We start from the raw sequence: 25,736 nt of genomic DNA, 5'->3' as shown, positions 1-25,736 counted from the left end.
GCGCTCCTGCCGTCGAAGAAGACGGCATAATCCTTGTCACAGCCCAGAAGCGGACCGAAAATCTCCAGGATGTGCCGATCGCAATCACGGCTCTGGGAGGCGAAAAACTGCGCGAGTTGCAGGTCAAGGAACTTCAGGACGCGGTCAAGAACATTCCCTCCCTTACGATCCAGACCACCCAGCCGGGCTTCAGCCAGGTCTACTTCCGGGGTGTCGCATCGGGTGAGAACGCCAATCACTCCGGGCCGCTGCCGACGGTGGGCACCTATCTCGACGAAATGCCGATCACGACCATCCAGGGCGCGCTTGACATCCATGCCTACGACATCGCGCGGATCGAGGCGCTGGCAGGACCGCAAGGCACCCTCTATGGCGCGAGTTCGATGGCGGGTACGATCAAGATCGTGACCAACAAGCCGGACTATTCGGGCACTTACGGCGCAGTCGACATGGAACTGAACTCCGTCGCTCACGGAGACGTCGGCGGCGTCGCGCAAGGGTTCCTGAACTTCAAGCTTTCAGATCGCTCCGCGCTGCGCGTCGTCGGCTGGTATCGTCATGACGGCGGATACATCGACAATGTCGCGGGCAGCCGGACATACCCCGTTTCCGGCATCACCCAGACCAACGCCGATCTCGTCGAAATAAACTACAACGACGTCGATACATATGGCGCGCGCATGGCGCTCGGCATCGAACTGGATGACGACTGGACGATCACCCCCACGCTCATGGGGCAGGTCCAGAAGGTCAACGGCAGCTTTGCGCAGGAGCGCTCAAGCGCAGTCAGCAAGAAACTGCAGACCGTCCAGTACAACCCCGAGAGCAGCAAGGACGAATGGTATCAAGCTGCCCTGACCATTGAAGGCAAGATCGGCAACTGGGACCTCGTCGCGACGGGAGGCGTCCTCAACCGCAAGGACCGCACGGAATCCGATTATTCGGACTACTCGTACTTCTATGACGCGCTCTACGGTTCTGGCGCATATCTGTATGACAATGCCGGCGACCTGGTCAGCCCGAACCAGTACATCAAGGGCCGTGACAAATACCGGCGTCAGTTCGGTGAACTGCGTATCAGTTCACCGCAGGAAAACCGCCTGCGCCTGATCGCCGGCCTGTTCGCGCAGCGGCAGGTTCACCAGATCACGCAGAACTACATCATCGACGGCATTGCCGATGCGATCACGGTGCCCGGCACCGAAAGCGACATCTGGCTGACCCGTCAGAGGCGCATCGACCGTGACTATGCCGCGTTCGGTGAACTGAGCTTCGACATCACCGACCAGCTTACCGCTACCGGAGGCCTGCGCGTCTACAAGTACAAGAACTCGCTCGTCGGTTTCTTCGGCTACAGCGACGGATACTCGTCGCGCACCGGTGTCGCCGCCTGTTTCGAGGATGCGAAAGTCAGCGGTTCGCCGTGCACCAATCTTGATGCGAAAACCTCCGATACCGGATCGATCTACAAGGCCAACCTGACCTACAAGCTGACTCCTAACTGGCTGGTCTACGCTACCTGGTCGCGCGGCTTCCGTCCCGGCGGCATCAACCGTCGCGGCGGCCAGCCGCCTTATGCACCTGACACGCTCGACAACTACGAATTCGGGTGGAAGAGCCAGATGGGCGCGTTCCACTTCAACTACGCCATGTTCCGCGAGGACTGGAGCAACATCCAGTTGTCCTTCCTCGGGGAAAACGGCCTGACCCTCATCCGCAACGCTGGCGAAGCGCGGATCTACGGCGTCGAGTTCGACATGGGCTATCGCAAGGCCGGCCTGACCCTCAATGCTTCGGGCAGCTACAACGACGCAAAGATCACAAAGGACTTCTGCCTTATCGCCAACGCCACTTTCGACTGCTCGATCCCCGAAGGCGAGAATACCCGGCTGGCGCAAGCGGGAACGCACTTGCCGATCACTGCGCGCTTCAAGGCCAATGCCCTTGCCCGGTACGAGTTCCCGATCGGCGGCTGGACCGGCCACGTCCAGGGCGCCGTCAATTACATCGGAAAGCGCCGCAGCGACTTGCGCGATGCTGAAAACGCAATCAAGGGTGGATCTCGGCGCCTATACCACGGCGGACTTCAGTCTCGGCATTAAGAATGATGTATGGCGCTTTGAAATATATGCGAACAATCTGTTCGACAGTAACGGTGTCATCAACAGTTCGGTCCAATGTCTCGAAACGACCTGCGGCGATCCACTGGGCATCAGCGAGACCGGGGGCGTGTTTTATGATTATGTCATCAGGCCTCGGGTAATCGGCCTCAAGGTCGGTCGGGATTTCTGATCTCTTGCCAAAAGAGGTGGAAGACGAACCCCGCCTATCCGGAAAGATAGACGGCGCAGGCAGGGCGCGCCTCGGGCTTTCTGCCGCCATGGCGTTGGTCATGGGCAACATGATCGGTTCGGGCGTCTTCCTGCTGCCTGCCAGCCTGGCCCCTTTCGGCTGGAACGCCGTGGTCGGATGGATCGTGACCACGGCGGGCGTTCTTGTTCTGGCTTACGTGATCACCCGCCTGACCCGGGAATTCCCGGAAGCCGGCAGTCCTTCGGGGTTCGTCTCGGCCGCATTCGGGCAGACCACCGGGTTCTTCATAAGTTGGATATACCTGGTTTCGATCTGGACCGCGGTAGCCACGATCGCCGTTGCCGCCGTCAGCTACATGTCGAGCATAGCCCCCTCACTCGCGAGCGCCGAATTCGTGCCCGCACTCACAGCGATCGCGCTCCTCTGGCTGACCACGCTGGTCAATCTGCAAGGCGTGCGAACTGCGGGAGGCTTCCAGATCGCGACCGTCGCCATCAAGATCGTGCCGCTGCTTGTCGTGATCGTCATTGCCGCAAGACTGTTTGTCGGCGGCGAGGCGGAAGTGCTGCCGGTCGATGCCGTGCCGATTTCGCCCGGCTCGATCAATGCGGCGGCAACGCTCACATTGTGGGCATTGCTGGGTTTCGAATCCGCCAGCATCGTCGCGGCGCGGGTTCGTAATCCGGAAGCGAACATATCCCGTGCCACCCTCTGGGGAACGGGCCTGACCGGCCTGCTGTACCTCGCGGTCTGTTCCGCCATCGCCATGCTCCTGCCGATGAGCATGGCTGCCGCCTCCCCAGCCCCGTTCGCCACGTTCGTCAACCGTTACTGGAACGGGACGGCGGCGGCCATGGTGACGCTCTTCGCGGTGGTCAGTTGCGTCGGCGCACTCAACGGCTGGACCCTGCTCGAAGCCGAACTGTCACGGGACATGGCAGCGCGCAGACTGCTCCCGCGCTGGTTCATGGCCACCGACGCAAGAGGAACGCCGCGACGCGCGCTTCTCGTGTCCACGGCTATCACTATGCTTTTCGTGGTCATGAACGGATTGCGCTCCATGCGCGGCCTGTTCGAATACCTCCTGTTGCTGTCCACTTCGGCGACCCTCTGGCTCTATCTCGCCTGCGCACTGGCGGCATGGAGGCTGCGGGTCTGCCGTCCGCTCGCCGTACTGGGCGCGGGCTATGCGTTATGGGCGTTGTGGGGTGCGGGCATCGCGGCAAGCGGAATGAGCTTCATTCTCATGGTCTCGGGTCTGCCGATCCGGCTTTGGAGCCGCCGCGAGGACCAGAGCACAGACTAAAGCAGAGCATCGAGCCACTTCTCGACAAGGCCCTCCGCTTCTTCCGGCGTGAAGGGCGCCTGCCCGAGGCTCAGTTCCAGCCAGAGCCCGTCGATCAAAGCAGTCAAGGCCACCGCCGGCAATCGAGCATCACCCAAATCCGGCTTAACCGCCAGGACCAGTTCCTCGATGCCGTTCCTGAACTCACCGTAGATTTGCTGGTGCAACGCGCCGATGCCGTCGTTCACCGGCGTCATGCTCCAGAACGCGAGCCATGTCGCGAGCAGTTCCGGATCGGCGATCGGCGACCGGAAGTTCGCCGACAGATAAGCCAGAAGCCGCGCGCGCGGATTCTCACCCGCGGCTGCCACGGCATCTGCCAGCGCCTCGCCCACGCGACTTCCGGTCCAGCGATAGGCCTGGGCGATCGCATCGCCGACACCGGCGAAGTAATGCCTCAGCAATCCCGGAGATACCCCGGCCTCGGCGCAGATTGCCCGCACCGAAGTTCCTGCCACGCCATGACGGGCAAGGCACCTCGCCGTGGCTTCTACCAGGCTCTGGCGACGCTCGTCGGGATGCTCCCGCGTAAAGGATTGATGCTCGGCCATAGTATTGCTATACGATCGTATAGCAAGGAGCACGCCATGGCAACGCAAGTCGCCGACGCCCCCATGACCGACCCGCTGGAAGGCTGGAGCCTGCCTGCGTGGACCTATTCCGACACCGAATTCTTCGAGGCCGAGAAGGAGCGCGTCTTCGCCCCGAGCTGGCAGATCGTCTGCCATGAGAGCGACATTCCAAGCCCTGGCGACTGGCACACCCTGGACTACATCGGCGAAAGCGTGATGGTGGTGCGCGGCACGGACAGGGTGCTGCGCGCCTTCACCAACGTCTGCCGCCATCGCGGCTCGCGCATCGTCGACGGTGCCAGCGGCTGCGCGCGAAAGCTGGTCTGTCCCTATCATGCATGGACCTACGACCTCGACGGCCGGCTCGCCGGCGTACCCGACAGCGCGAGCTACCCTGTTTTCGACAAGGCCGGTCTCGGGCTGTCATCCATCCAGATCGAGGTATGGCGCGGCTTCGTGTTCGTGCGGCTGGTCGATGACGGCGGCCCGACGGTGGCGCAGATGATGACACCTTACGAACATATGGTCGCGCCTTATAGCTTTCATGACCTGAAAGCGCTCGGCCGGGTGACCATGCGCCCGCGTGAGGTTAACTGGAAGAACATCGGCGACAATTACTCGGACGGACTTCACATTCCGGTCGCCCATCCCGGCCTCACCCGTCTGTTTGGCCGCAGCTATGGCGTCGAAGCGGAGGCGAACGTCGATCGCATGTGGGGCGACCTGATTGATGCCCCCTCTCCCAACTGGTCGGAGCGCATGTACCAGCGCTTGCTTCCGCCTGTGCCGCACCTCCCGCCGGAGCGGCAGCGTCACTGGCTTTACTTCAAGCTCTGGCCGAACGTCGCCTTCGACATCTATCCTGACCAGGTCGATTTCATGCAGTGGCTTCCGGTCAGCCCGACCGCCAGCGTGATCCGCGAGATCAGCTACGTTCTCGACGATGACCGGCGCGAGATGAAGGCCGCGCGCTACCTCAACTGGCGCATTAACCGCGAAGTAAATGCGGAAGACACCGCACTCATTACCCGTGTGCAGGCTGGCATGGCCTCGCGCAGTTTCTCGATTGGGCCGCTCTCCGACAAGGAGGTCTGCCTGCGCCATTTCTGCAGGCGGCTGCGGCAGATCATCCCCGCCGCCCGTTCCGAACATTCCCCCGCGCCCGGCTGGAGCAGGACCGCATGACCGACCGCTACGACGCACTCATCATCGGCGGTGGCCATAATGGCCTGACTTGCGCCTTCTACCTCGCCCGGGCGGGGCTCAAGGTGCGCATTCTCGAGCGGCGCGACGTTGTCGGCGGGGCTGCCGTGACGGAGGAATTCCACCCGGGATTCCGCAATTCGGTCGCCAGCTACACGGTCAGTCTGTTGCAGCCCAAAGTGATCGCCGACATGCGCCTTGCCGACCACGGCTACCGCGTAATCGAGCGGCCGATCAGCAACCTGCTGCCCCAGGAGGATGGCGGCTACCTCAAGCTCGGCGGCGGACTGGAGCGCACGCAAGCGGAATTCCGCCGCTTTTCGGCCCATGACGCCGAGGTACTCCCGGCCTATTACGACGCTCTCGAAGGCGTCGCCGAGGTGCTGCGCGACCTTGCCCTCAGGACCCCGCCCGAGGTGGGCGGCGGCTGGCGTGCGCTGGTCGATGCGGCCGTGCAAGGGCGCAAGCTGGCGGGCCTGTCGATGGAAGCCCAGCGCGATGTGCTCGACCTGTTCACCAAGTCGGCCCGCAGCTTGCTCGACAGCTGGTTCGAGAGTGAGGCGGTCAAGGCCGCGTTCGGGTTCGATGCGGTGGTCGGCAACTATGCCTCGCCTGACACGCCCGGCAGTGCCTACGTCCTGCTGCACCATGTCTTCGGCGAGGTGAACGGCAAGAAGGGGGCCTGGGGCCACTCGGTCGGTGGCATGGGCGCGATCACGCAGATCATGGCCAAGGTCTGCCGCGATCTCGGCGTCGAGATCAGCCTGGAGGCACCGGTCGCGCAAGTGCTGGTGGATAGCGGCAAGGTCGCCGGCGTTCGCCTGGAAAGCGGCGAGGAGATCGCGGCGCCGCGCATCATCGCCAATGTCGGGCCGAAACTGCTCTACGACCGGATGATCGCAGCTGCCGACCTAGACGCCGATTTCCGGCGCCGGATGAAGGGCTTCAAGGCGGGAAGCGGCACGTTCCGGATGAACGTGGCGCTATCCGAACTGCCTCGATTTACGTGCCTTCCCGAACCGGGCGAGCATCATCAGTCCGGCATCATCATCGCCCCGACCCTCGACTACATGGACCGCGCCTTCATCGACGCCAAGCAGTTCGGCTGGTCGCGCAAGCCTATCGTCGAGATGCTGATCCCCTCTACCGTGGACGACAGCCTCGCCCCTCCGGGCCAGCATGTCGCCAGCCTGTTCTGCCAGCAATTCGCGCCCGAACTACCCGATGGACGCGACTGGGACATGGAGGAGGACAAGGCCGCCGATGCCATTATCGACACGGTGGAGGCGCATGCACCGGGCTTCCGCGCCTCGATCCTGGGACGACAGGTGCTCAGTCCCAAGGGGCTGGAGCGCAAATTCGGGCTGGTCGGCGGAGACATCATGCACGGGAATCTGACGCTCGACCAGATGTGGTCGGCGCGGCCGGTGCTGGGGCATGGCGCGTATCGGGGGCCGATCAAGGGGCTCTACATGTGCGGCGCGGGAACACATCCCGGCGGCGGCGTGACCGGGGCTCCGGGGCATAATTGCGCCCATGAGGTCATTGCCGACAGTCGCGGAATGGCGCTGGGTTTCGGCGGGATGTACCGGCGTTTTCGCTGAATTTCAGCCGATGACGGCACGGATCGCGGCGACTGCGGGTCGCGGGGTCAGGTCGGCGTTGAACAGGCCGAAGTTGTTCATCTCACTGGTCCCGGCCCAGGAAAACAGCTCGTAAATGCTGATCGCGCGGATCAACGGGCGATCGAGGGCCGCCGCCAGATCCGAGGCGAGCAAGATGGCCTGCTGCTCCAGTGAAACCGGCGGAGAAGTCACGTTTTTTGCACCACCGCCCGTTGTGCGGCCCCATTCGGTAATCACGCCGTGTGTGTGGCGACCAACTGCTATTTTCTCGCCGAAGCTCGTCAGGCGGTCCGCCACGACAGTGGCGGGCTTGGGGTAGATATGGGCATTGCCGTAGGTCGTGAAAGGGGCCTGCTCCGCTTGCATGAAGTCGTTGCTCGCGATGAGGGGGATCGTTTTCAGACTGGATTCCGCCTTAAATGATGCCGTGAAGTCCTTGATATAGGACATTAATACCGGAGCATTACCTGTCCGAAATCCCAACCGGGAATCATGCACGCCGTTGTAGTTCACGGGATTGAGGTCGGGCTCGTTCGGGAACTCGACCGCCCATATCGCACCGGGCGCCTGGATGACGAAGGCCTTGAGGTCGGCGATCGTCTTTGCGATTTCCCGACCGGAGAGGGTGAGGCAGAATGTCACCCCCTGCCGGGCAAGCCCAAGGTAGGTATTCCACCCGGGCGTCCCGGCATAGGGCTCCCGGCATCGCATCCGCCGCAAGCCGCCAAGTTTATCCAGCGCCGGCAATATGTTGCGCACCTTGTAGAGCGAACCCGTATCCTGCGGCCTGCCCTGCACCATCACCCTGTCGAGCCGCGAGGGCACTGCGTGCACGGTCGCCGGAACCAGCGGCAAGACCGCCAGACCGGCCGCCACCTGCCTGCGTGAAAACACTGCTGCTACCAAGCTGACCTCCCGGTTACATAACGGCACTCAACGGCACTCAAGCGGTACTCAGGGGTAGCAAAGCAGCGGATTCCGCTCACTTCGCTACGGCACCGGCCTTCATCACGTAAGCAACCTGTTCCAGCACGCGCACAGCGGACAGCGGATCGCCCGTCACCGCGATCATGTCGGCGAACTTGCCCGGTGCGATCGAGCCCAGTTCCTTCTCATGCCCGATCAGGGCGGCGGCATCGATCGTCGCCGACCGGATCGCCTGCGCCGGGGTCATGCCATAGCGGACCATGTACGCGAACTGCCGTGCGTTCAGCCCATGCGGATAGACACCCGCGTCGGTCCCGAAGCCGAGCCTGACCCCCAGCTTCACTGCCTTGGCGAAGCCGTCGCGTTGCTGCTGCGTCGTCTCGCGGTTCTTGCGCAGGTATTCCTGCGGCCAGCCTTCGCGCGTACCCTGCTCGTCGATCCAGTCGCCGTCGTAGATGTCCATGACCAGCCAGACGCCCGCCTTCTTCGCCATGGCGAGGCCCTCATCGTCGATCAGGCTGGCGTGTTCGATGCTGTGTACGCCGGAGCGGATCGCCGCCTTGATGCCCGCCGTGCCGTGGGCATGGGCGGTCGCGTAGCTGCCATGCGCCTTCGCGACGTCCACGACGGCGCGCATCTCGTCGTCGCTCAGTTCGATCTGTCCCGGCTCGGTGCCAATGGCGAGGACGGCGCCGGTGGCGATCATCTTGATGAAGTCGGCGCCGTGATCGAACAGGTACTGCGCCTTCTCGCGCGCTTCACCGGCATTGTGAACGACGCCGAGGCGCATGTCGGCGGGAAGCTGGTCGTTCGGCACGACGCCGTTGAGTTCGCCGCCGCCGCCCGGCGACGTGATGTAGGCACCCGCGACGAACATGCGCGGCCCCGGCACCAGCCCCTGCGCAATGGCATCACGCAAGGCCACGTCAGTCAGCCCGCGATAGGTGCCGACATCGCGCACCGTGGTGAAGCCCGCCTCCAGCGTCACTTTCGCATTGTGCGCGCCGATCAGCGCCGTCAGTTGCGGCGAGGTCTTGAGCGGCGCGGCGACATCCGCGCTCTGCCCGGTATCGGCAAGGTGCGTATGAAGATCGATCAAGCCCGGCAGCACGGTATAGGCCGACCAGTCGAGCGTTTCGGCACCCGGCGGCGGCGCGGCGCAAGGCTCCACCCGTGCGACCCGCTCACCCTCGACCAGCACGCATTGTCCGGTGCTCGCAGTGCCGCTCTCCACGTCGAGCAAGCGCCCTGCCCTGACGTAGACCGATGCTGCGCTCGCCGGAACGCTTAGCCCCGCCAGAACCAGCGGAGCCAAAGCCGCAGCGAGCGCCGCCGCCCTCACTTGCTCGCGAGGTCCGTCAGCAAGGTGGTGTAGTAGACCACGCCCGGCGCGATGTTCAGCAGGCCGATGCGCTCGTTGAGGCCATGGGCGAATTCGTCGGAGTCCCGGATCATCGAGGCGCTGGCGCCATAGCTCGGCACGCCGAGCGCGCGATACCACATCGAGTCCGAAGCACCCGAGGACTGCGAGGGGATGATCGGCACCGGCCCCCAGGCCGCCTTTACCGCCTTGCCCACTGCCGCCACGAAGTCCGGCCGCACCGGCGATGCGGGCGCCTCGACCGAGATCGTCGCCGGTCACGTCGGTGAACTTCGCCGCGGGCATCGCCGCCACATTCTCCAGTTCCGCCATGATCTCGGGCCGGGTGTGGCCGGGGAAGATACGGCAGTTGATGTTGGCCGTCGCGCTCTGCGGCAGCGCGTTCTGGGCATGGCCGCCCGAGATCATCGTCGGCACGCAAGTCGTCGACACGCGCCCGACCGTCGCGGGATTGGCGCGCAGCACCTGCAGCGCTGCCGGATCGTTCGGATTGGCAACGAAGGCCTTCATTGCCGCCGCGAGCTTGGGGTCGGGCTCGATCTTCGCGGCGCCGATCCAGTACTGGCGCGTCACGTCGTTGAGTTCGGGCTTGAAGCGATAGGCGCCGATCCGTTCCATCGCCTGCGCCAGTTGCACGATCGCGTTATCGGGCCGTGGCGCGGAGCTGTGACCGCCGGGGTTCGTCACCTCGACCTTGTAGTCCACGTAAGTCTTCTCGGCCCCCTGCCAGCTCCAGTAGAGCGGCTTGCCCGCCTCCGACAGCGTGCCCGAGGAGCCGTCGACGTTGAGCACCAGTTCCGCGCCCTTCAGCCGCTCGGCGATGACCTTGGAGGTATCCATGGTCGTCTCCTCGTCGCCCGAATAGGCGATGACGATGCTGCGTTTCGGCCGGAACCCTTCGCGCCGCAGTTCGATCACCGAGGACAGCGCCAGCGCCGCCTCGAACTTGGTGTCGCTGGCGCCGCGCCCGAAGAGATAGCCGTTCTCCACCACCGGCGTGAAGGGATCGCGCTCCCAGTCCTCCGGTTTCGCCTCGACCACGTCCATGTGCGCGGAAATGACGAGGGGCTTGAGGCCGGGGTCGCTGCCCTTCCACGTCGCGATCAGGTAGGCGGTGTCGCCGAGCGGCACGATCTCGATGTCGCTGGCGGTCCACCCGGCTTTCAGCAGCGCATCGCGGAACAGCGCCGCGACTTCGCCGGTCTTGTTGCCCGGACCCTGCACCGAGCGCAGCGCGATGGCGCGCTTCGACAGGTCGAGCACTTGCGCTTCCGCCTCGGGATGGCCTTTCGCCTGCGCGGTACTCGATGCGAGCAGGCTGGCGCCGAGAGAAAGCAGGACCGGGATCGAAAAGCGCATCGTGATGAAGCCCCTGAACTTGGTGTCTTGCACGGTCGCGCCGACAAAGAATCGCCGCGAGCGCGAGAGGGCTATCCTGTCGAGCGACCGGGGCCTGCGCAATCCCGCCCGCCACCCTTCGTCATTGCGAGCGCAGCGAAGCAATCCAGGGCAGAGTTACACCGCCTTGGATTGCTTCGCTGCGCTCGCAATGACGGGGTGGAGGTGAAGTTGTCGCGCCATAGTGAGCATCACTCATCGCTACGTGAAGAAAGCATGCACTAATCGCTGGCGCGATGAGCGCCTATCTCGCACATGCGGCATCTCGGCCGATCCCAATTCCAGTTTCTTCCGACAGCAAGGACATTCCATGCAAGTCAACGCTTATGGCGCCCATGCGGGCGACAAGCCTCTCGAAGCCCTGACCATCGAACGGCGCGAGCCGGGACCCTGCGACGTCGCGATCGAGATCAGCTATTGCGGTGTATGCCACTCGGACCTGCACACCGTGCGCAGCGAGTGGGGCGGCACGCTCTACCCTTGCGTTCCCGGTCACGAAATCGTCGGCACCGTCAGCGCGGTGGGCGGCGAAGTCAGCCGCTTCAAGGTGGGCGACATCGTCGGCGTCGGCTGCATGGTCGACAGTTGCGGCCACTGCGGCTCGTGCAACGACAACCTGGAGCAGTATTGCGAGAACGGCTTCGTCGGCACCTACAACGGTGCGACGCCGGACGCGCCCGGCCACACCATGGGCGGCTATTCGCGCGCGATCGTCGTCGATCAGGGCTTCGTGCTCTCGATCAGCCACCCGGCGGAGCAGCTTGCCGCCGTCGCACCGCTGCTCTGCGCGGGCATCACCACATACTCGCCGCTGCGTCACTGGAACGCCGGTCCGGGCAAGAAGGTCGGCGTCGTCGGCATCGGCGGTCTCGGCCATATGGCGATCAAGATCGCGCATGCCATGGGGGCCGAAGTCGTCGCCTTCACCTCGACGCCCGCCAAGCGCAAGGACGCGATCGACCTCGGCGCCGACAGCGCGGTGGTCAGCCGCGAGGCCGAGGAAATGGCCGCGCACACCGGCACTTTCGACCTGATCATCGACTCGGTTGCGGCGAGCCACGACCTCGACACTTACATCGGCCTGCTCAAGCGCGACGGCGCGCTGGTCATGCTGGGCGTGCCGGAGCATCCGCACCCCTCGCCCAGTGTCGGCGGCCTGATCTTCGGCCGCAAGACGATCGCGGGCTCGCTGATCGGCGGCATTGCAGAGACGCAAGAGATGCTCGATTTCTGCGCCGAGCACGGCATCGTCTCGGACGTCGAGATGATCGACATCCAGCAGATCGAGGACGCCTACGAACGCATGACGCGCAGCGACGTGCGCTATCGCTTCGTGATCGACAGCGCCTCGCTGGACGCGGCCTGATTTCAAGGCAACGGCCGCCTCCACAAGAAGGCGGCCGTTTGCCGAGCCACGATGACTTTACATCGCACGTCATTGCGAGCGTAGCGAAGCAATCCAGGGCGCTCAGTGGTGCCCTGGATTGCTTCGCTACGCTCGCAATGACGGCGTGCGGGTTCAATCCAATGTCATTGCGCTCTGGGAGAGAGTGGTGCGCCCGACGGGATTCGAACCCATGGCCCCCAGATTAGGAATCTGGTGCTCTATCCGGCTGAGCTACGGGCGCACTCCGGGGCCTCCTAGCGGCTGCGTGGCGGCTTTGCAATCAGTTCGCCTGCTCGGGCGGCACGACCGGAAACAGCAGCGGCATCAGGCCGATCCCCTCTTCGATCAGTTCCTTCGCCTCGGTTGCGGTTGCCTGCCCGTGGATGATTTCGGCATCGCGCTCGCCATAGTGCATGGCGCGGGCGTCCTTGGCGAAATCCTGCCCCACATAGCGCGAGGACTTGAGCGCCTCGGCCTGCATCGTCGCCAGGGCCTGCATCAGTTCGGCGGCCTGAGGCGGCAGCGGTGCGTTGGCCACGGGAGCTGCAGGCGTGCCGGGTGCCGGGGGCTTTGCGCGGGCGGGCGGCGCGGCTTCGGGCAGCTGATTGCCCTTGCGCGCGAGGCGCGGGGCCTGGACGGCCTTGACGACATCGCCCGAGCCGCAATGCGGGCAGGTAACCAGTCCGCGCTCCTGCTGGCGCACGTAGTCGTCCGAGGACTTGAACCAGCCTTCGAAACGATGCGCGCCCTCGCGGCATTCCAGGTCGTAGACGATCATGACGCAGGCTGTCCGGCGATGGCGCGGCGGTTGGCAAGGCTCGGAAGCTGGGCGCGCACTTCGGCCGTCCGCGCCGGATCGAGATCGACGAAGCCTACCCCGGCGCTCCCACCGTCATCCGCCCCGCCCATATCGAGCAGGACTTCGCCCCAGGGGTCGATGCCCAGCGAGTGGCCGTAAGTCTCGCGCCCGTCCTCGTGCCGGCCGACTTGCGCGGCCGACAGGACATAAGCGCTCGCCTCGACCGCGCGGGCGCGTTGCATCAGGTGCCAGTGCGCCTTTCCGGTAGGCACGGTGAAGGCGGCGGGAATGGCGATCACGTCGCAACCCGCGCGGCCCAGTGCCTCGAACAGCGCCGGAAAGCGCACGTCGTAGCAGATCGCCAGCCCGAGGCGCCCGAGCGGCGTCTCGACGGTGACGACTTCCTCGCCCGCCGTGTAGGCGTTCGATTCGCGCCAGCTCTCGCCAGTGGCGAGGTCTACGTCGAACATGTGCAGCTTGTCGTAGCGCGCGCGTATTTCACCGGCATCGTCGATCACGAAGGCCCGGTTGGCCCATTTGCCATCCTCGCGCGCGATGGCCAGCGATCCCATGTGGACCCAGATGCCCTCGCGCCGCGCCGCCTCGCGCACGGCGGCGAGGACGACGTCGTCCCCCTCGCCCCGGATCGCCGCGCGCGCGCGGTCGCGCTTGCGGTCGAGCAGGCCGGACATCTCGGGCGTGAACAGCATCGCCGCGCTGCCTGCCCGCGCCTGCACGATCGCATCGACGATCGCGGCCGCATTGGCCTGCGGATCGATGCCGGTCGTCATCTGGAAGAGCGCCGCGCGGGTCATGTGTTCAGAGCCCCAGCACCGGATCGAGCTTGCCCTCGCGGTCGAGCGCATTGATGTCGTCGAAACCGCCATAGGCGCGGTCGTCGATCAGGATCTGCGGCACCGTCGTCGCGCCGGGGACGCGCTCCAGCATCTCGGTCCGCTTGGGGCCGCCCATGGTGAGGTCGTATTCCTCGTAGGCAACGCCCTTCTTGTCCAGCAGCGACTTGGCGGCGACGCAGTAGGGGCAGCCCCACTTGGTGTAGATCTCGATCTTAGGCTGGCTCATGCCAAACTCCATTCCAGCGCCCCTTGAAAGGTGGGGCGGCTAGCATATCTAGGAATGCGAGTCATGGCCCGCCAAGGGGATGGCTCACAGAACGAGGCGCCGCATCGCGGGCCTCATCACACGAAGATTGCTCATTGGAGGATTTTTGTCATGAACCGTATCGATTTCTCGCCCTATCGCCGCACCATGGTCGGCTTCGACCGCCTTTTCGACATGATCGAGAACCAGGCGCGCGCCAACGCGGGCGACAAGTACCCGCCCTTCAACATCGAACGGCGCAGTCAGGACGGCTACCGCATCACCCTCGCGGTCGCGGGCTTCAAGCCGGCCGACATCGACATCACCGCGCAGGCGAACCTGCTGGTCGTGAAGGGTCACAAGCCCGACGAGGCCACCGACGGCGAAATGCTGCACGTCGGCATCGCCCAGCGCGGGTTCGAGCGTCGCTTCGAACTGGCCGACTACGTGCGGGTCGATAGCGCCGACCTTGCCGACGGCCTCCTCGTGATCGACCTCGTGCGCGAAGTGCCCGAGGCGATGAAGCCGAAGAAGGTCGCCATCGGAGGCAACAAGCTCACCGTCGTCGAGACTGGTGAGGACACTACCGCCGCAGCATAACCGTCGTCGTCCGCACGTTGCGCTTTTCCGTCCCTTTGCGCGACATACCGGATACGGCATTTGGGGTCGGCCCGTTTATCCGGGCCGACCCTTTTGCATGCGCGATTGCAGAGAAAGCACGGCAGCCGTCCGATTAATCCTCGCGCCGCGTCGTGCGGGTCGTTAGCCCGGCGACCATGTTGCGGAACCATTGCTCATGACCGCGATCCTCGGGATCGTCCTGCCCGTCTTCTCGCTGATCTTCGCAGGCTGGCTGGTTCGGCGCATCGGCGTGATGGGGCCGCAGGCAACCAGCGAACTCAACCGCTTCGTCGTCTACCTTGCCCTGCCCGCGCTGCTGTTCGACATCGTCGCCAGATCCAGCTGGCACGAATTGTGGCAACCCCACTTCGTCGCGGTGTTCACCCTCAGCACGATGGCGATCTTCGCGCTGACGGTCGCCGCCCATGCCCGGCATTCGGGCTTCGAGGCCGATGGGCCGGTGCTGGGGCTCGCCGCGAGCTATCCCAACACCGGCTTCCTCGGCTTCCCGCTGCTGCTCGCCGCGCTCGGGCCATGGAGCAACACGCTGACGCTGATCTCCACGATCGTCGTCGCCTGCGTGCTCTTTGCAGGCGCGATCGTGCTGATCGAGATCCGCCTCCACGTCGGCAGCCATCCGTTGCGGGTCGCCGCCAAAGTCGGCAAGTCGCTGGCGACCAACCCGCTCATCGTCGCCCCCGTCGTCGCGTGCTTCTTCCCGACGAGTGGGATGGCCGTGCCTGGACCCGTCGAAGTCTTCCTGAAATTGCTGGGCGGCGCGGCATCCCCGGCGGCATTGGTCGGCCTCGGCCTGTTCCTTGGCGAGAAGCGCGAGGCGGCTGCGGGCGCCGGTCCGCTCACGGCCATCCTCGTCGCCCTGAAGCTGGCGGTGCATCCGCTGCTGGCCTGGGTGCTGGCCGTGACCCTGTTTCCGCTCGACACCCCCGCGCTTCATGCAGCCGTACTGCTGGCGATGCTGCCGACCGGGACCGGGCCTTTCATGCTCGCCGAATTCTACGGCCGTGAAGCGAGCGTCACTGCGCGGGTGATCCTGATCTCGACCGTGCTGTCGATCATGACGGTGTCGGCTTACCTGACGACGATCGGCTGACTTCAGGCGGCCCATCCTTCGTCATTGCTTCGCTGTGCTCGCAATTACGACTGGAGCCTTCAGGCGTTCTGCGCCGCATGCATCTGCCGCGAACGAGCGGCGGTTCCGAAATCAATCCGGAACCGCGAACTGCTCAGCCCCGGCAGCTCAGACCAGACGGGCCTGCCGCAACGCTGCGGCAATGAAGCCCGCGAACAGCGGGTGCGGCTCGAACGGGCGCGACTTGAGTTCCGGGTGGAACTGCACGCCGACGAAGAACGGGTGGTCCGGGCGCTCGACGATCTCCGGGAGCAGGCCGTCGGGCGACATGCCGGAGAAGATCAGGCCATTGCCTTCCAGCGCCTCGCGATACGAACCGTTGACTTCGTAGCGGTGGCGGTGGCGCTCGCTGATCTCGGTCGAGCCGTAGATCGCCGCGACGTGGCTGTTGGGCGAGAGCGCGGCGGTGTAGGCGCCAAGGCGCATGGTGCCGCCAAGGTCGCCGCCCTCGGCGCGGGTCTGCAGGCCGTCCTCGGTCATCCACTCGGTGATGATGCCGACGACGGGTTCCTCGGTCGGGCCGAATTCGGTGGAGCTGGCCTTGGCAATGCCCGCCGAGCGCGCGCCCTCGATGCAGGCCATCTGCATGCCGAGGCAGATGCCGAAGAACGGCACCTGACGTTCACGCGCGAAGCGGACCGACGCGATCTTACCCTCGGTGCCGCGCTCGCCGAAGCCGCCCGGGACGAGGATGCCGTGCATCGGTTCGAGCGCGGCGGCGATCTCAGGATCTTCCTTCTCGAAGATTTCCGCGTCGATCCAGCGCACGTTGACCTTCACGCGGTTGGCCATGCCGCCGTGGACGAGCGCTTCGTTCAGCGACTTGTAGGCGTCCTGCAGGCCGATGTACTTGCCGACGACGCCGATGGTCACTTCGCCCTCGGGGTTCTGGTAGCGGTCGGTGATGTCGTCCCAGCGCTCAAGCACCGGCGCCTTGGCCGATTCCAGCATGCCGAAGTGGTGCAGGACTTCGGCGTCGAGGCCCTCGCGGTGGTACTGCAGCGGCACGGCGTAGATGTTGGGCGCGTCGAGCGCCTGGATAACCGCCTGCGGGCGCACGTTGCAAAACAGCGCGATCTTGCGGCGCTCGCTCTCGGGCAGCTCGCGGTCGCAGCGGCACAGCAGGATGTCGGGCTGGATGCCGAGGCCGGTCAGTTCGCGCACCGAGTGCTGGGTCGGCTTGGTTTTCAGTTCGCCGGCAGCGGCGATGTAGGGGACCAGCGTGACGTGGACGAAGCAGGTGCCCTCACGGCCGAGTTCGTTGCGCAGCTGGCGCATCGCCTCGACGAAGGGCAGGCCCTCGATATCGCCGACGGTGCCGCCGATCTCGCACAGCACGAAGTCGAGATCCTCGGTCTCGGTGAGCGCGAAGTCCTTGATCGCGTCGGTGACGTGCGGGATCACCTGCACGGTCGCGCCGAGGTAGTCGCCGCGGCGCTCCTTGGCGATGATGTCCTGGTAGATGCGACCCGAGGTGATATTGTCGGCCTTGCGGCCCGAGACGCCGGTGAAGCGCTCGTAGTGGCCGAGGTCGAGGTCCGTCTCGGCGCCGTCGTCGGTCACGAAGACTTCGCCGTGCTGGTACGGGCTCATCGTGCCCGGATCGACGTTCAGGTAGGGGTCGAACTTGCGAATGCGGACCTTGTAGCCACGCGCCTGCAGCAGAGCCGCGAGGCTCGCCGCCATGAGACCCTTGCCCAGCGAGGAGACCACGCCGCCGGTGATGAAAATATGCCGCGCCATGGGAATCGGGCCTTAAATTGCATGGGGGCCCTCAGGCAAGCGCCCGGAGCCTCATTCCACAGATCAAACACATGGAAATGCCGTCTGACTGCGCCAGACGGCATTCCGATTACGGTGAGGCGCTCGAAAGCGCCTGCAGGGATTACTGCTTGGCAGCACCACCAAGCGGATCGGTCGGAACCGAGTCGCCGGCGGGCGCACCCTGCTGGGGTGCAGCCGGAGCTGCCGGGTTGGCCGCGCCGCCGAGCGGATCGGCAGGCTGGACCGGAGCGGTCTGCGCAGGAGCGGTGTTGCGCTGGAGCGAGGTGTCGATGTCGCGGCCGCTCGTCTCATTGACGGCGAGAGCGGCAAGACCGATGCTCAGCACCACGAAGACCGTCGCCAGAACGCCGGTCGCGCGGGTCAGGAAGTTGGCCGCGCCCCGTGCCGACATCAGGCCCGAGGGGCTGCCGCCGACGCCGAGGCCGCCGCCTTCGGACTTCTGCACCAGGATCACGCCCACCAGCATGGCGGCAACCAGAGCCTGCACCACGGTCAGGAAAAGGAACATCTTCGTCTCAGCCTTATTGCGGGGACATACCCCGCTTTCTTGACCGGGCAGATAGGCGCTCGCAGGCGAGCGCGCAACCCGGCAACTTTATTGCTGCGCCGCCCCGCAGGACGGCGCATGGATCGGACTTACTCCGCGAGCGAAGCCGCCGCGCCGACGATCGCCAGGAAGCTCTCGGCCGTCAGGCTCGCACCGCCGACCAGAGCGCCGCCGACATCCGGCACCGCAAGGAGTTCGGCCGCGTTGTCGGCCTTAACCGAACCGCCGTAGAGAATGCGGACATCCGCACCAGCATCACCGTAGATGGCGACCAGCTTGGCGCAGATCGCCTTGTGCATGGCTGCCACGTCCGCCACCGAAGGCACCCGGCCGGTGCCGATGGCCCATACCGGCTCATAGGCGACCGAGAGCTTTTCCGGCGCGCCGTCCACGATGGGGCAGGAACCTTCGAGCTGCGCGGTGACCACGCCCTCGGCATCGCCCGCATCGCGCTGGGCCTCGGTTTCGCCGACGCACAGGATCACCGCCAGACCGGCCGAAAGCGCGGCCTGCGCCTTGGCGTTGACGTCCGCGTCGCTTTCGCCGTGGTATTCACGGCGCTCCGAATGGCCGACGATCGTGAAATCGGCGCCTGCATCCTTGAGCATCGGTGCGGAAACGTCACCCGTATAAGCGCCGTTTTCCTTCGCATGGCAGTCCTGCCCGCCGACGCCGATCAATTCGACCGCGTCCCGCATGCGGAAGATCAGGGTCGAGGGCGGCGCCAGTCCGACCTGCACCTTGGGGAAACGCTGGGCGGAACGATCGATTGCGCGCGCCTCGTTCAGCATGGCGCGCGTGCCGTTCATTTTCCAATTTCCGACGATGTAAGGCAATCCAGCCATTTCAATCCTTTGATCGATCTCGGCGAACCTTCGGGAACTCCCCCGCGGGTCCCCCTCGCAGATTTCCGGTAATGCCGTTGCCGCGGAACCGGGAATCAGGTCGTCGCTGTCGCCGGGCAGCTAGGGCACCAGAGCATCGCTTGTCAAAATTCATGGATGGTTAAGCGCCGGGATTCTCCACCGGTGTCGTAGTAATGCCACCTCGCGGCTTTTGCCCAAGGCTTGCGCAAGCGGCATTGCAGGATGCGCGAAGGCCCCCTAAAGCCTGCGCCGTTTACATGCGAAGCCTCACCGTTTCGCGCCAATATTCTGCTGATCGGCACGGTTCATGCTCCATTTCTTCCGCTCGTTTCTGAAGTCCAAGGTCGGCGCGATCGTCGGCCTCGTCGTTCTCGGCCTCATCGCCCTCGCGTTCGCCAGTGGCGATATCGCGGGCCTCGGCGGGTCCGGCAGCGCGGCTCCCGGAGTTGCCGTCGCCACTGTCGGCGGCGAAAAGGTGACCACCGACGAACTCAGCCTCGGCGCCAAGCGCGGCCTCGAGCGGGTCAAGCAGCAGAGCCCGACCGCGACGATGAAGCAGCTGATCGCCGAGGGCGGCCTCCAGCAGGTGCTGGACAGCCTGATCGACGGCGTCGCTTTCGCCGTCTACGGCGAGAAGCACGGCGTTGTCCTCAGCGACCGCCTCGTCGACAGCGAACTGACGCAGATCCCCGCGTTCCAGGGCGTCGACGGCAAGTTCGACCAGAACGTGTTCCGCCAAGCCCTCGCCCAGCAGGGCCTCTCCGAACAGGCCCTGCGCGAGGACATTCGCAAGAACATGATCGCGCAGGAACTGGTCGTGCCCGCGCAGATCGGCTCGGTCATGTCCGAATATGCCGCGAAGCGTTACGCCTCGCTGCTCAGCGAGACCCGCAGCGGCACCGTGGTCGCCCTGCCCTCGCTGCTCTTCGCGCCCGACAAGCAGCCGACCCAGGCCGAACTCACCACCTTCTACAAGGCGCACACCGGCCAGTTCGTCCGCCCCGAGCGTCGCACGATCCGCTATGCGCTCGTCAGCGCCGACAAGATCCCGGCCCCGGCCGCACCGACCGACGCCGAGATCGCCGCGCGCTTCGAGGCGAACAAGGCCACCTATGCCGCCAAGGACGATCGCCGCATCACGCAGCTGGTCGTGCCGACCGAGCCGGCCGCCAAGGCCATCGTCGCCGAAGTCGAGAAGGGCAAATCGCTCGAAGCCGCCGCTTCGGAAAAGGGCCTGTCCGCCGCGAAGCTCGAATCGTTCAGCCGCGTGGATCTCTCGCGCCAGTTCTCGGCCGCCGTCGCGCAGGCCGTCTTCGCCGCGCCGGTCGGCAAGCTGGCCGCACCGCAGAAGAGCGTGCTCGGCTGGCACGTCATCCGCGTCGACGAGGAGATCAAGACCCCGGCCAAGACCCTTGCCGAAGTGAAGGGTGACCTCACCAAGCAGATCGCCGAGGAAAAGACCCGCAAGTCCTACAGCGACGCCTTCTCGAAGATCGACGCGCAGCTTTCGGGCGGCTCCAACCTCGCCGAAGTCGCCAAGTCGCTCGGCGCCGAGGTCAAGCAGACCCCGTCACTGACCGCTGATGGGCAAGTCTACATGAAGCCCGGCGAAACGATGCCCGCCGAATTGCAGCCGCTCCTCAAGACCGCGTTCGAAATGGGCCAGGAACAGCCGCAGGTCGCCGAGATCGAAAAGGGCAAGTCCTTCGCGATCTACGACGTCACCGACATCCAGGCGTCCGCCCCGGCTCCGCTGGCGCAGATCCAGAACGACGTGAAGCTCGCCTGGGCCATCGACGCCGGTTCGAAGGCCGCCAAGGCCGCCGCGCTCAAGATGCAGGCCGCGATCCGCAAGGGCCAGTCGATCGAGCAGGTCATGGCTGCCTCGGGCAAAAAGCTGCCCGCGCCGCAGCAGGTCTCGATGTCGCGCCCGACCCTGGCCGCCGCGCTGCAGTCGGGCCGTCAGGTGCCGCCGCCGGTCTCGCTGATGTTCCACATGGCCAAGAACACCGTGAAGGTGCAGTCGGCCGAAGGTGAGCGCGGCTGGTTCGTCGTCCAGCTCAAGGACATCGTGCCCGCCACGATCGATCTGCCCGACATGATCCGCCGTGCCCAGACCGAACTCGGCCAGCAGCTCGGCCAGAGCTACGCCTCCGCGCTCGGTGCCGCGATGCGCAAGGACGTCGGCGTGAAGCGTCACGACGATGCCATCACCGCCGTGCGCGACCAGCTCGCCGGCACCGCCGCCGCCAACTGAGCCGAAGCGAGGGGTGGCAGCAATGGAGCGCGAATTCGATCGCAAGGCGACGCTTGAGCAGCTGGCGCAGGGCAAACCCGCGCTGGTCTGGCGCAAGCTCGTCGCCGACACAGAGACGCCGGTTGGCGCCGCCCTCAAGCTGATCGAGGACGGGCGCGGCGACTTCCTGCTCGAGATCGGTCGAAGGCGGCGAGACGCGCGGGCGCTACAGCCTGCTCGGCCTCGACCCGGACCTCGTGTTCCGCGCGAGCGGCGAGGCCTGCGAGATCAACCGCGCATGGCAGGCCGACCGCGAGGCGTTCGCACCGCTCGGCGGCGGCACCCTCGCCGAACTGCGCGCGCTGGTCGAGACCTGCCGCTGCGAGGTTCCGGTCGCGCTGCCCAAGGCTCTCGCCTGCCTCGTCGGCTACTTCGGCTACGAGACGATCGGCCTTGTCGAGAAGCTGCCGCGCGCGCCGCAAAGCCCTCTCGAAGTGCCCGACATGCTGTTCGTGCGCCCGTCGCTGATCCTGATCTTCGACCGGCTATCGGACGAACTGTTCTGCGTTGCGCCGGTGTGGCCGGAAACGGGTGACGCCGCTCTGGCCGTCGACCGCGCCGCCGAGCGCATCGACGAAGCCCTGCGCCGCCTCGCCGCCCCTGCACCCGTCGTGCCCGTCGCCACCGATCTCGCCGAGCCGGTGCGCACGCCCGTCGTCGCGCCGGAAGACTACAAGGCGATGGCCCTGCGCGCGAAGGACTACATCGAGGCGGGCGACATTTTCCAGGTCGTGCTGGCCCAGCGCTTCACTTGCGAATTCCCGCTCCCGCCGCTGGCGCTCTACCGCAGCCTGCGGCGCGTGAACCCCTCGCCGTTCCTCTATTTCCTCGACCTGCCCGGCTTCGCGCTGGTCGGCTCCAGCCCGGAAATCCTGGTGCGCGTGCGTGACGGCGAAGTCACCATCCGCCCGATCGCGGGCACCCGTCCGCGCGGCGCCAGCCCGGCCGAGGACAAGGCCAACGAAGCCGGCCTCCTCGCCGATCCCAAGGAACGCGCCGAGCACCTGATGCTGCTCGACCTCGGCCGCAACGACGTCGGCCGCGTCGCCGCTGCAGGCACCGTCGAGGTCACCGACAGCTACACAATCGAGCGCTACAGCCACGTCATGCACATCGTCTCGAACGTGGTCGGCCAGCTCGACACCGCGAAGCACGATGCCATCGACGCGGTCTTCGCGGGGTTCCCAGCAGGCACCGTCTCGGGCGCGCCCAAGGTCCGTGCCTGCGAGGTCATCGCCGAACTGGAGCCCGAGACGCGCGGCCCTTACGCGGGCGGCGTCGGCTACTTCGCGCCGGACGGCTCGGTGGACAGCTGCATCGTCCTGCGCACCGGGTTGCTCAAAGACGGTGTCCTGCACGTGCAGGCGGGGGCGGGCATCGTGGCGGACAGCGACCCGGCCTACGAACAGCGCGAATGCGAAGCCAAGAGCGGCGCCCTCTTCGCCGCCGCACGCGAAGCGATCCGCGTCGCCGGGGAACCCGGGTTCGGGCAGTGACTTCAGCGACGAACGACAGCTTCGCATTTACCCTGTCGTTCGAAGACTATCTCGCATCCAATCGGCTGTTCCTGCGCCGCAACTGGTTGTGGAGGGGAGCACTGCGGGTCGGAGGTGCCATCGCCCTTTTCTATGCCCTACTCTTCGCCATTCCCGATATTGTGGATGCAGGAATTATCGATCCGATCGTATTGATCCGGAACATAGCCCTTGGCCTCCTCTCGGCAGCGGCTTTGGTCGGGTTGATATTACTAATCCTCATCTTCTGGCGCCTTCCCCGTAGCGCACGCAAGGCCTACCGCGAACTCAAGATCGATGGCGTCCGCACCACGGTCGATTTCGGCCCAGACAGGCTTGAAATTTCCAACCGGTTCGGCACCAGTACCCACGAATGGTCGGATCTCGTCAGATGGTGGGAGGACGAACACATGCTCCTTCTGCTGCGTACCAGCCAGATGTACTACGCCTTTCCCAAGTACCAGATCGCAACCGGCACGCTGGAGGCCCTGCGGCAGAGCCTTACCGCGAACGGCGTGAAATCACGATGGTGAGCCTGCGCCACTGCGTGACGGCGCCTGCCTTGATCTTCCTCGCCGCCTGCTCCTCCGAAGAACCCGCCGCCAAGCCCTCGGCCCCGCCCCCGCCGCCATGCCAGGGCGCGAGCTTCGAGGGTGCCAGCTTCACGCACTGCACCGCCGTGCCGGGTCGTCACACCATCCACACCGTCCTCGGCCCCAAGGGCGGCGCGCCGTATCGCAGCCTCTCGCAACTCGCGGTGGACCGCCCGGCGCGCAGCCACGAAGTTGCCTTCGCGATGAACGGCGGCATGTTCGACGCCGATGGCAAGCCGATCGGCTACTACGTCGAGAACGGCGAGAAGCAGCACGCGCTAAACACCAACGAAGGCTGGGGCAACTTCCACCTCAGCCCCAACGGCGTCTTCTACGGAGACGCAGCGGGTAACTGGCATGTCCGCGCCAGCGACGACTTCGCAAAGTCCGTCACCGACCGTCCCGACTTCGGCACCCAGTCCGGGCCGATGCTGGTCATCTCCGGCAAGCTGCATCCCAAGATCGACGAGGACGGCAAGTCGCTGAAACTGCGCAACGGCGTCGGCATCGATGACAAGGGCCGCGCCCACTTCGTCATTTCCGACGAGCCGGTATCCTTCGGCAAGCTCGCGCGCTATTTCCGCGACGCCCTGAAATGCGACAATGCGCTGTTCCTCGACGGCAGCGTATCCTCGCTCTGGGACCCCGAGCATGGCCGCGTCGACGGCGGCCCTCCGCTCGGCCCCTTGATCGTCGTCGAGAAAAGCGCAAAGGCGAAGTCATGATCCTCGTCATCGACAATTACGACAGCTTCACCTGGAACCTGGTCCATTACGTGATGGAACTGGGCGCCGAAGTGGAGGTCGTGCGCAACGACGCGCTCAGCGCAGGCCAGGCCATTTCCAGCGGCGCGAAAGGCTTCCTGATATCGCCCGGCCCCTGCACCCCCAACGAGGCTGGCATCAGCCTCGACCTCGTCGGCGCGGCGGCGGATGCGGGGATGCCGCTCCTCGGCGTGTGCCTCGGCCATCAGTCGATCGGCCAGTATTTCGGCGGCAAGGTCGTGCGCGGTGGCCTGATGCACGGCAAGACCTCGCCGGTCACGCATGACGGCACCGGAGTCTTCGCCGGGCTGCCCTCGCCCTTCACCGCGACGCGCTATCACTCGCTGATCGTCGAGGACATTCCCGAGACGCTGGTGGTGAACGCCCGCTCGGACGACGGCCATGTCATGGGCTTCCGCCATGCGAGCCTGCCGATCCACGGCGTCCAGTTCCATCCGGAAAGCATCGCCACCCAGCACGGCCATGCCATGCTCGCGAACTTCCTGCGCACTTGCGGTATCGAGGCCAAACTGCCGGAACGGCTGAGCGCATGACCCTTCCCGACCCTCTCCACCCGATCGCCGAGGACGAGGCCCAAGCAGCCTTCGCCGCAATCCTCGACGGCGAAATGCCCAGATCCGAAATCGCCGAGTTCCTCGTCGCCTTGTCGGATCGCGGCGAGACCGCCAGCGAAATCGCGGGCGCGGCTCGCGCCATGCGTGAGCGGATGATCCCGGTGAAGGCGCCCGCAGGCGCCATCGACGTCTGCGGCACCGGCGGCGACGGCTTCCACACCCTCAACGTCTCGACCGCCGTTTCTCTGGTGGTCGCGGCTGCGGGCGTCCCCGTCGCCAAGCATGGTAACCGCGCTGCCAGTTCCAAAGCGGGCGCCGCCGATACCCTCGAAGCGATGGGGCTGAACCTCGACCGCGCCGTCGAGACTGCAGAATCCACGCTCGCCGAAATCGGCATCGGCTTCCTGTTCGCCGCGCGCCACCACCCGACGATGGGTCGGCTGATGCCGCTGCGCAAGTCGCTAGGCCGCCGCACGATCTTCAACCTGATGGGGCCGCTGGCGAACCCGGCGCAAGTCTCGCGCCAGCTAGTCGGCATCGCACGCCCGGCCTACGTGCCGATCTACGCCGATGCCCTGCTGCGGCTTGGCACCGAGCACTCGATGGTCATTTCCGGCGACGAGGGCCTCGACGAGTTGAGCCTCGCAGGCGGCAACGAAGTCGCCGAGATCTGCGGCCATGAACTGTCCATGCGGCGCGTCGCCCCCAGGATGCCGGCCTCCCGCTGGCTTCGGTCGACGCCATTCGCGGCGGTGACCCAGCCTACAATGCCCGCGCGCTCAACGATCTGCTGATGGGCGCGCCCGGCGCCTACCGCGACGCCGTTCTACTCAACGCCGCAGGTGCCCTTCTCGTGGCAGGCGAAGTCGATAGCTGGACCGAGGGCGTCGAAGAAGCGGCAGAAACGATCGACAAGGGCTTGGCCAAGGCTCTGCTCGACTGCTGGATCGCGGCAACCCGCGCGTGACGAGGAA

General features: G+C 65.5%; 21 protein-coding genes, 1 tRNA gene and 3 pseudogenes. 14 read left to right on the top strand and 11 right to left on the bottom strand.

Annotation, left to right across the window (positions count from 1 at the left end):
• Positions 1–71: 71 nt before the first annotated feature.
• The 3 genes from KZO24_RS05900 (at position 72) to KZO24_RS05890 (ending at position 3,619) form a co-directional block, all read left to right on the top strand.
• Entirely contained in the window at positions 72–2,102 is a 2,031-nt protein-coding gene (locus KZO24_RS05900) for a TonB-dependent receptor (protein WP_486486977.1), read from the top strand.
• Positions 2,056–2,292 (top strand): hypothetical protein, encoded by a 237-nt coding sequence (locus KZO24_RS05895; RefSeq protein WP_486487219.1) that lies wholly within the window; start codon positions 2,056–2,058, stop codon positions 2,290–2,292. Before KZO24_RS05900 ends, KZO24_RS05895 begins: the two co-directional genes overlap by 47 nt.
• A gap of 100 nt (positions 2,293–2,392) precedes the next feature.
• Positions 2,393–3,619: an APC family permease gene (locus tag KZO24_RS05890; RefSeq protein ID WP_486486976.1), complete on the top strand. Its 1,227-nt coding sequence runs from the start codon at positions 2,393–2,395 to the stop codon at positions 3,617–3,619.
• Here the strand turns inward: KZO24_RS05890 and KZO24_RS05885 are convergent.
• Positions 3,616–4,209 carry a TetR family transcriptional regulator C-terminal domain-containing protein gene (locus tag KZO24_RS05885; RefSeq protein ID WP_271183253.1) on the bottom strand — a complete coding sequence of 198 codons (594 nt, stop codon included), beginning with the start codon at positions 4,207–4,209 and terminating at the stop codon, positions 3,616–3,618. The genes KZO24_RS05890 and KZO24_RS05885 overlap by 4 nt on opposite strands.
• A gap of 36 nt (positions 4,210–4,245) precedes the next feature.
• Here KZO24_RS05885 and KZO24_RS05880 point away from each other — a divergent pair, with 36 nt between their 5' ends.
• Entirely contained in the window at positions 4,246–5,415 is a 1,170-nt protein-coding gene (locus KZO24_RS05880; protein WP_271183252.1) for an aromatic ring-hydroxylating oxygenase subunit alpha, read from the top strand.
• Positions 5,412–7,037, top strand: coding sequence for a phytoene desaturase family protein (locus tag KZO24_RS05875; protein WP_271183251.1), 1,626 nt, complete (start codon positions 5,412–5,414; stop codon positions 7,035–7,037). The genes KZO24_RS05880 and KZO24_RS05875 overlap by 4 nt, the downstream gene beginning before the upstream one ends.
• Positions 7,038–7,040: 3 nt before the next feature.
• Here KZO24_RS05875 and KZO24_RS05870 read toward each other — a convergent pair whose 3' ends face one another.
• The 3 genes and pseudogenes from KZO24_RS05870 to KZO24_RS05860 all read right to left on the bottom strand — a co-directional run.
• Positions 7,041–7,964, bottom strand: coding sequence for a calcium-binding protein (locus tag KZO24_RS05870; RefSeq protein WP_271183250.1), 924 nt, complete (start codon positions 7,962–7,964; stop codon positions 7,041–7,043).
• Between the two features lie 76 nt (positions 7,965–8,040).
• The gene (locus KZO24_RS05865; RefSeq protein ID WP_486487145.1) at positions 8,041–9,285 is read right to left on the bottom strand and encodes a Xaa-Pro dipeptidase; all 1,245 of its coding nucleotides are present in this window, start codon (positions 9,283–9,285) and stop codon (positions 8,041–8,043) included.
• Between the two features lie 396 nt (positions 9,286–9,681).
• Positions 9,682–10,725, bottom strand: a pseudogene (locus KZO24_RS05860) (M20/M25/M40 family metallo-hydrolase); the annotation flags it as partial.
• 349 nt (positions 10,726–11,074) lie between these two features.
• Here KZO24_RS05860 and KZO24_RS05855 point away from each other — a divergent pair.
• A complete protein-coding gene (locus tag KZO24_RS05855; protein ID WP_271183248.1) occupies positions 11,075–12,130 on the top strand; it encodes an NAD(P)-dependent alcohol dehydrogenase in 1,056 nt (351 codons plus the stop codon).
• Positions 12,131–12,315: 185 nt separating this feature from the next.
• Here KZO24_RS05855 and KZO24_RS05850 read toward each other — a convergent pair.
• The 4 genes from KZO24_RS05850 to grxC form a co-directional block, all read right to left on the bottom strand.
• Positions 12,316–12,392, bottom strand: a tRNA-Arg gene (locus KZO24_RS05850).
• Positions 12,393–12,431: 39 nt separating this feature from the next.
• The gene (locus KZO24_RS05845; protein ID WP_271183247.1) at positions 12,432–12,929 is read right to left on the bottom strand and encodes a DUF1178 family protein; all 498 of its coding nucleotides are present in this window, start codon (positions 12,927–12,929) and stop codon (positions 12,432–12,434) included.
• On the bottom strand, positions 12,926–13,765 hold the full coding sequence (locus KZO24_RS05840; protein ID WP_271183246.1) for a carbon-nitrogen hydrolase family protein: 840 nt from the start codon (positions 13,763–13,765) through the stop codon (positions 12,926–12,928). Before KZO24_RS05840 ends, KZO24_RS05845 begins: the two co-directional genes overlap by 4 nt.
• Positions 13,766–13,769: 4 nt before the next feature.
• Positions 13,770–14,033 carry a glutaredoxin 3 gene (grxC, locus tag KZO24_RS05835; RefSeq protein ID WP_271183245.1) on the bottom strand — a complete coding sequence of 88 codons (264 nt, stop codon included), beginning with the start codon at positions 14,031–14,033 and terminating at the stop codon, positions 13,770–13,772.
• Positions 14,034–14,183: 150 nt separating this feature from the next.
• Here grxC and KZO24_RS05830 point away from each other — a divergent pair, with 150 nt between their 5' ends.
• Positions 14,184–14,651 carry an Hsp20 family protein gene (locus tag KZO24_RS05830; protein ID WP_271183244.1) on the top strand — a complete coding sequence of 156 codons (468 nt, stop codon included), beginning with the start codon at positions 14,184–14,186 and terminating at the stop codon, positions 14,649–14,651.
• Positions 14,652–14,847: 196 nt separating this feature from the next.
• Positions 14,848–15,783 (top strand): AEC family transporter, encoded by a 936-nt coding sequence (locus KZO24_RS05825; protein ID WP_271183243.1) that lies wholly within the window; start codon positions 14,848–14,850, stop codon positions 15,781–15,783.
• Positions 15,784–15,930: 147 nt separating this feature from the next.
• Here KZO24_RS05825 and pyrG read toward each other — a convergent pair whose 3' ends face one another.
• From pyrG to tpiA, 3 genes are all read right to left on the bottom strand, one after another.
• Positions 15,931–17,565, bottom strand: coding sequence for a CTP synthase (gene pyrG, locus KZO24_RS05820; RefSeq protein WP_486486975.1), 1,635 nt, complete (start codon positions 17,563–17,565; stop codon positions 15,931–15,933).
• 142 nt (positions 17,566–17,707) lie between these two features.
• Positions 17,708–18,115 (bottom strand): preprotein translocase subunit SecG, encoded by a 408-nt coding sequence (gene secG, locus KZO24_RS05815; RefSeq protein WP_271183241.1) that lies wholly within the window; start codon positions 18,113–18,115, stop codon positions 17,708–17,710.
• A gap of 128 nt (positions 18,116–18,243) precedes the next feature.
• Positions 18,244–18,999: a triose-phosphate isomerase gene (gene tpiA / locus KZO24_RS05810; protein ID WP_486486974.1), complete on the bottom strand. Its 756-nt coding sequence runs from the start codon at positions 18,997–18,999 to the stop codon at positions 18,244–18,246.
• A 328-nt stretch (positions 19,000–19,327) separates the two neighbouring features.
• Between tpiA and KZO24_RS05805 the strand changes: the two genes are divergently transcribed.
• The 6 genes and pseudogenes from KZO24_RS05805 to trpD all read left to right on the top strand — a co-directional run bounded on the left by KZO24_RS05805 (position 19,328) and on the right by trpD (position 25,729).
• Positions 19,328–21,277, top strand: coding sequence for a peptidylprolyl isomerase (locus tag KZO24_RS05805; protein ID WP_486486973.1), 1,950 nt, complete (start codon positions 19,328–19,330; stop codon positions 21,275–21,277).
• Positions 21,278–21,299: 22 nt separating this feature from the next.
• A pseudogene (locus KZO24_RS05800) lies at positions 21,300–22,812 on the top strand (anthranilate synthase component I family protein).
• Positions 22,809–23,363, top strand: a complete 555-nt coding sequence (locus tag KZO24_RS05795) for a YcxB family protein (protein ID WP_271183237.1) — start codon at positions 22,809–22,811, stop codon at positions 23,361–23,363. The pseudogene KZO24_RS05800 and the gene KZO24_RS05795 overlap by 4 nt, the downstream one beginning before the upstream one ends.
• A complete protein-coding gene (locus KZO24_RS05790) occupies positions 23,357–24,148 on the top strand; it encodes a phosphodiester glycosidase family protein (RefSeq protein WP_271183236.1) in 792 nt (263 codons plus the stop codon). Before KZO24_RS05795 ends, KZO24_RS05790 begins: the two co-directional genes overlap by 7 nt.
• Positions 24,145–24,741, top strand: coding sequence for an anthranilate synthase component II (locus KZO24_RS05785; RefSeq protein ID WP_008833029.1), 597 nt, complete (start codon positions 24,145–24,147; stop codon positions 24,739–24,741). Before KZO24_RS05790 ends, KZO24_RS05785 begins: the two co-directional genes overlap by 4 nt.
• Positions 24,738–25,729, top strand: a pseudogene (trpD, locus tag KZO24_RS05780) (anthranilate phosphoribosyltransferase). The gene KZO24_RS05785 and the pseudogene trpD overlap by 4 nt, the downstream one beginning before the upstream one ends.
• Positions 25,730–25,736: the final 7 nt, after the last annotated feature.

This window comes from Novosphingobium sp. NFX11 (genome assembly GCF_057376415.1).
The sequence above is the reverse complement of the archived record's forward strand: the minus strand, read 5'-3'. Positions and strand labels throughout refer to the sequence as shown.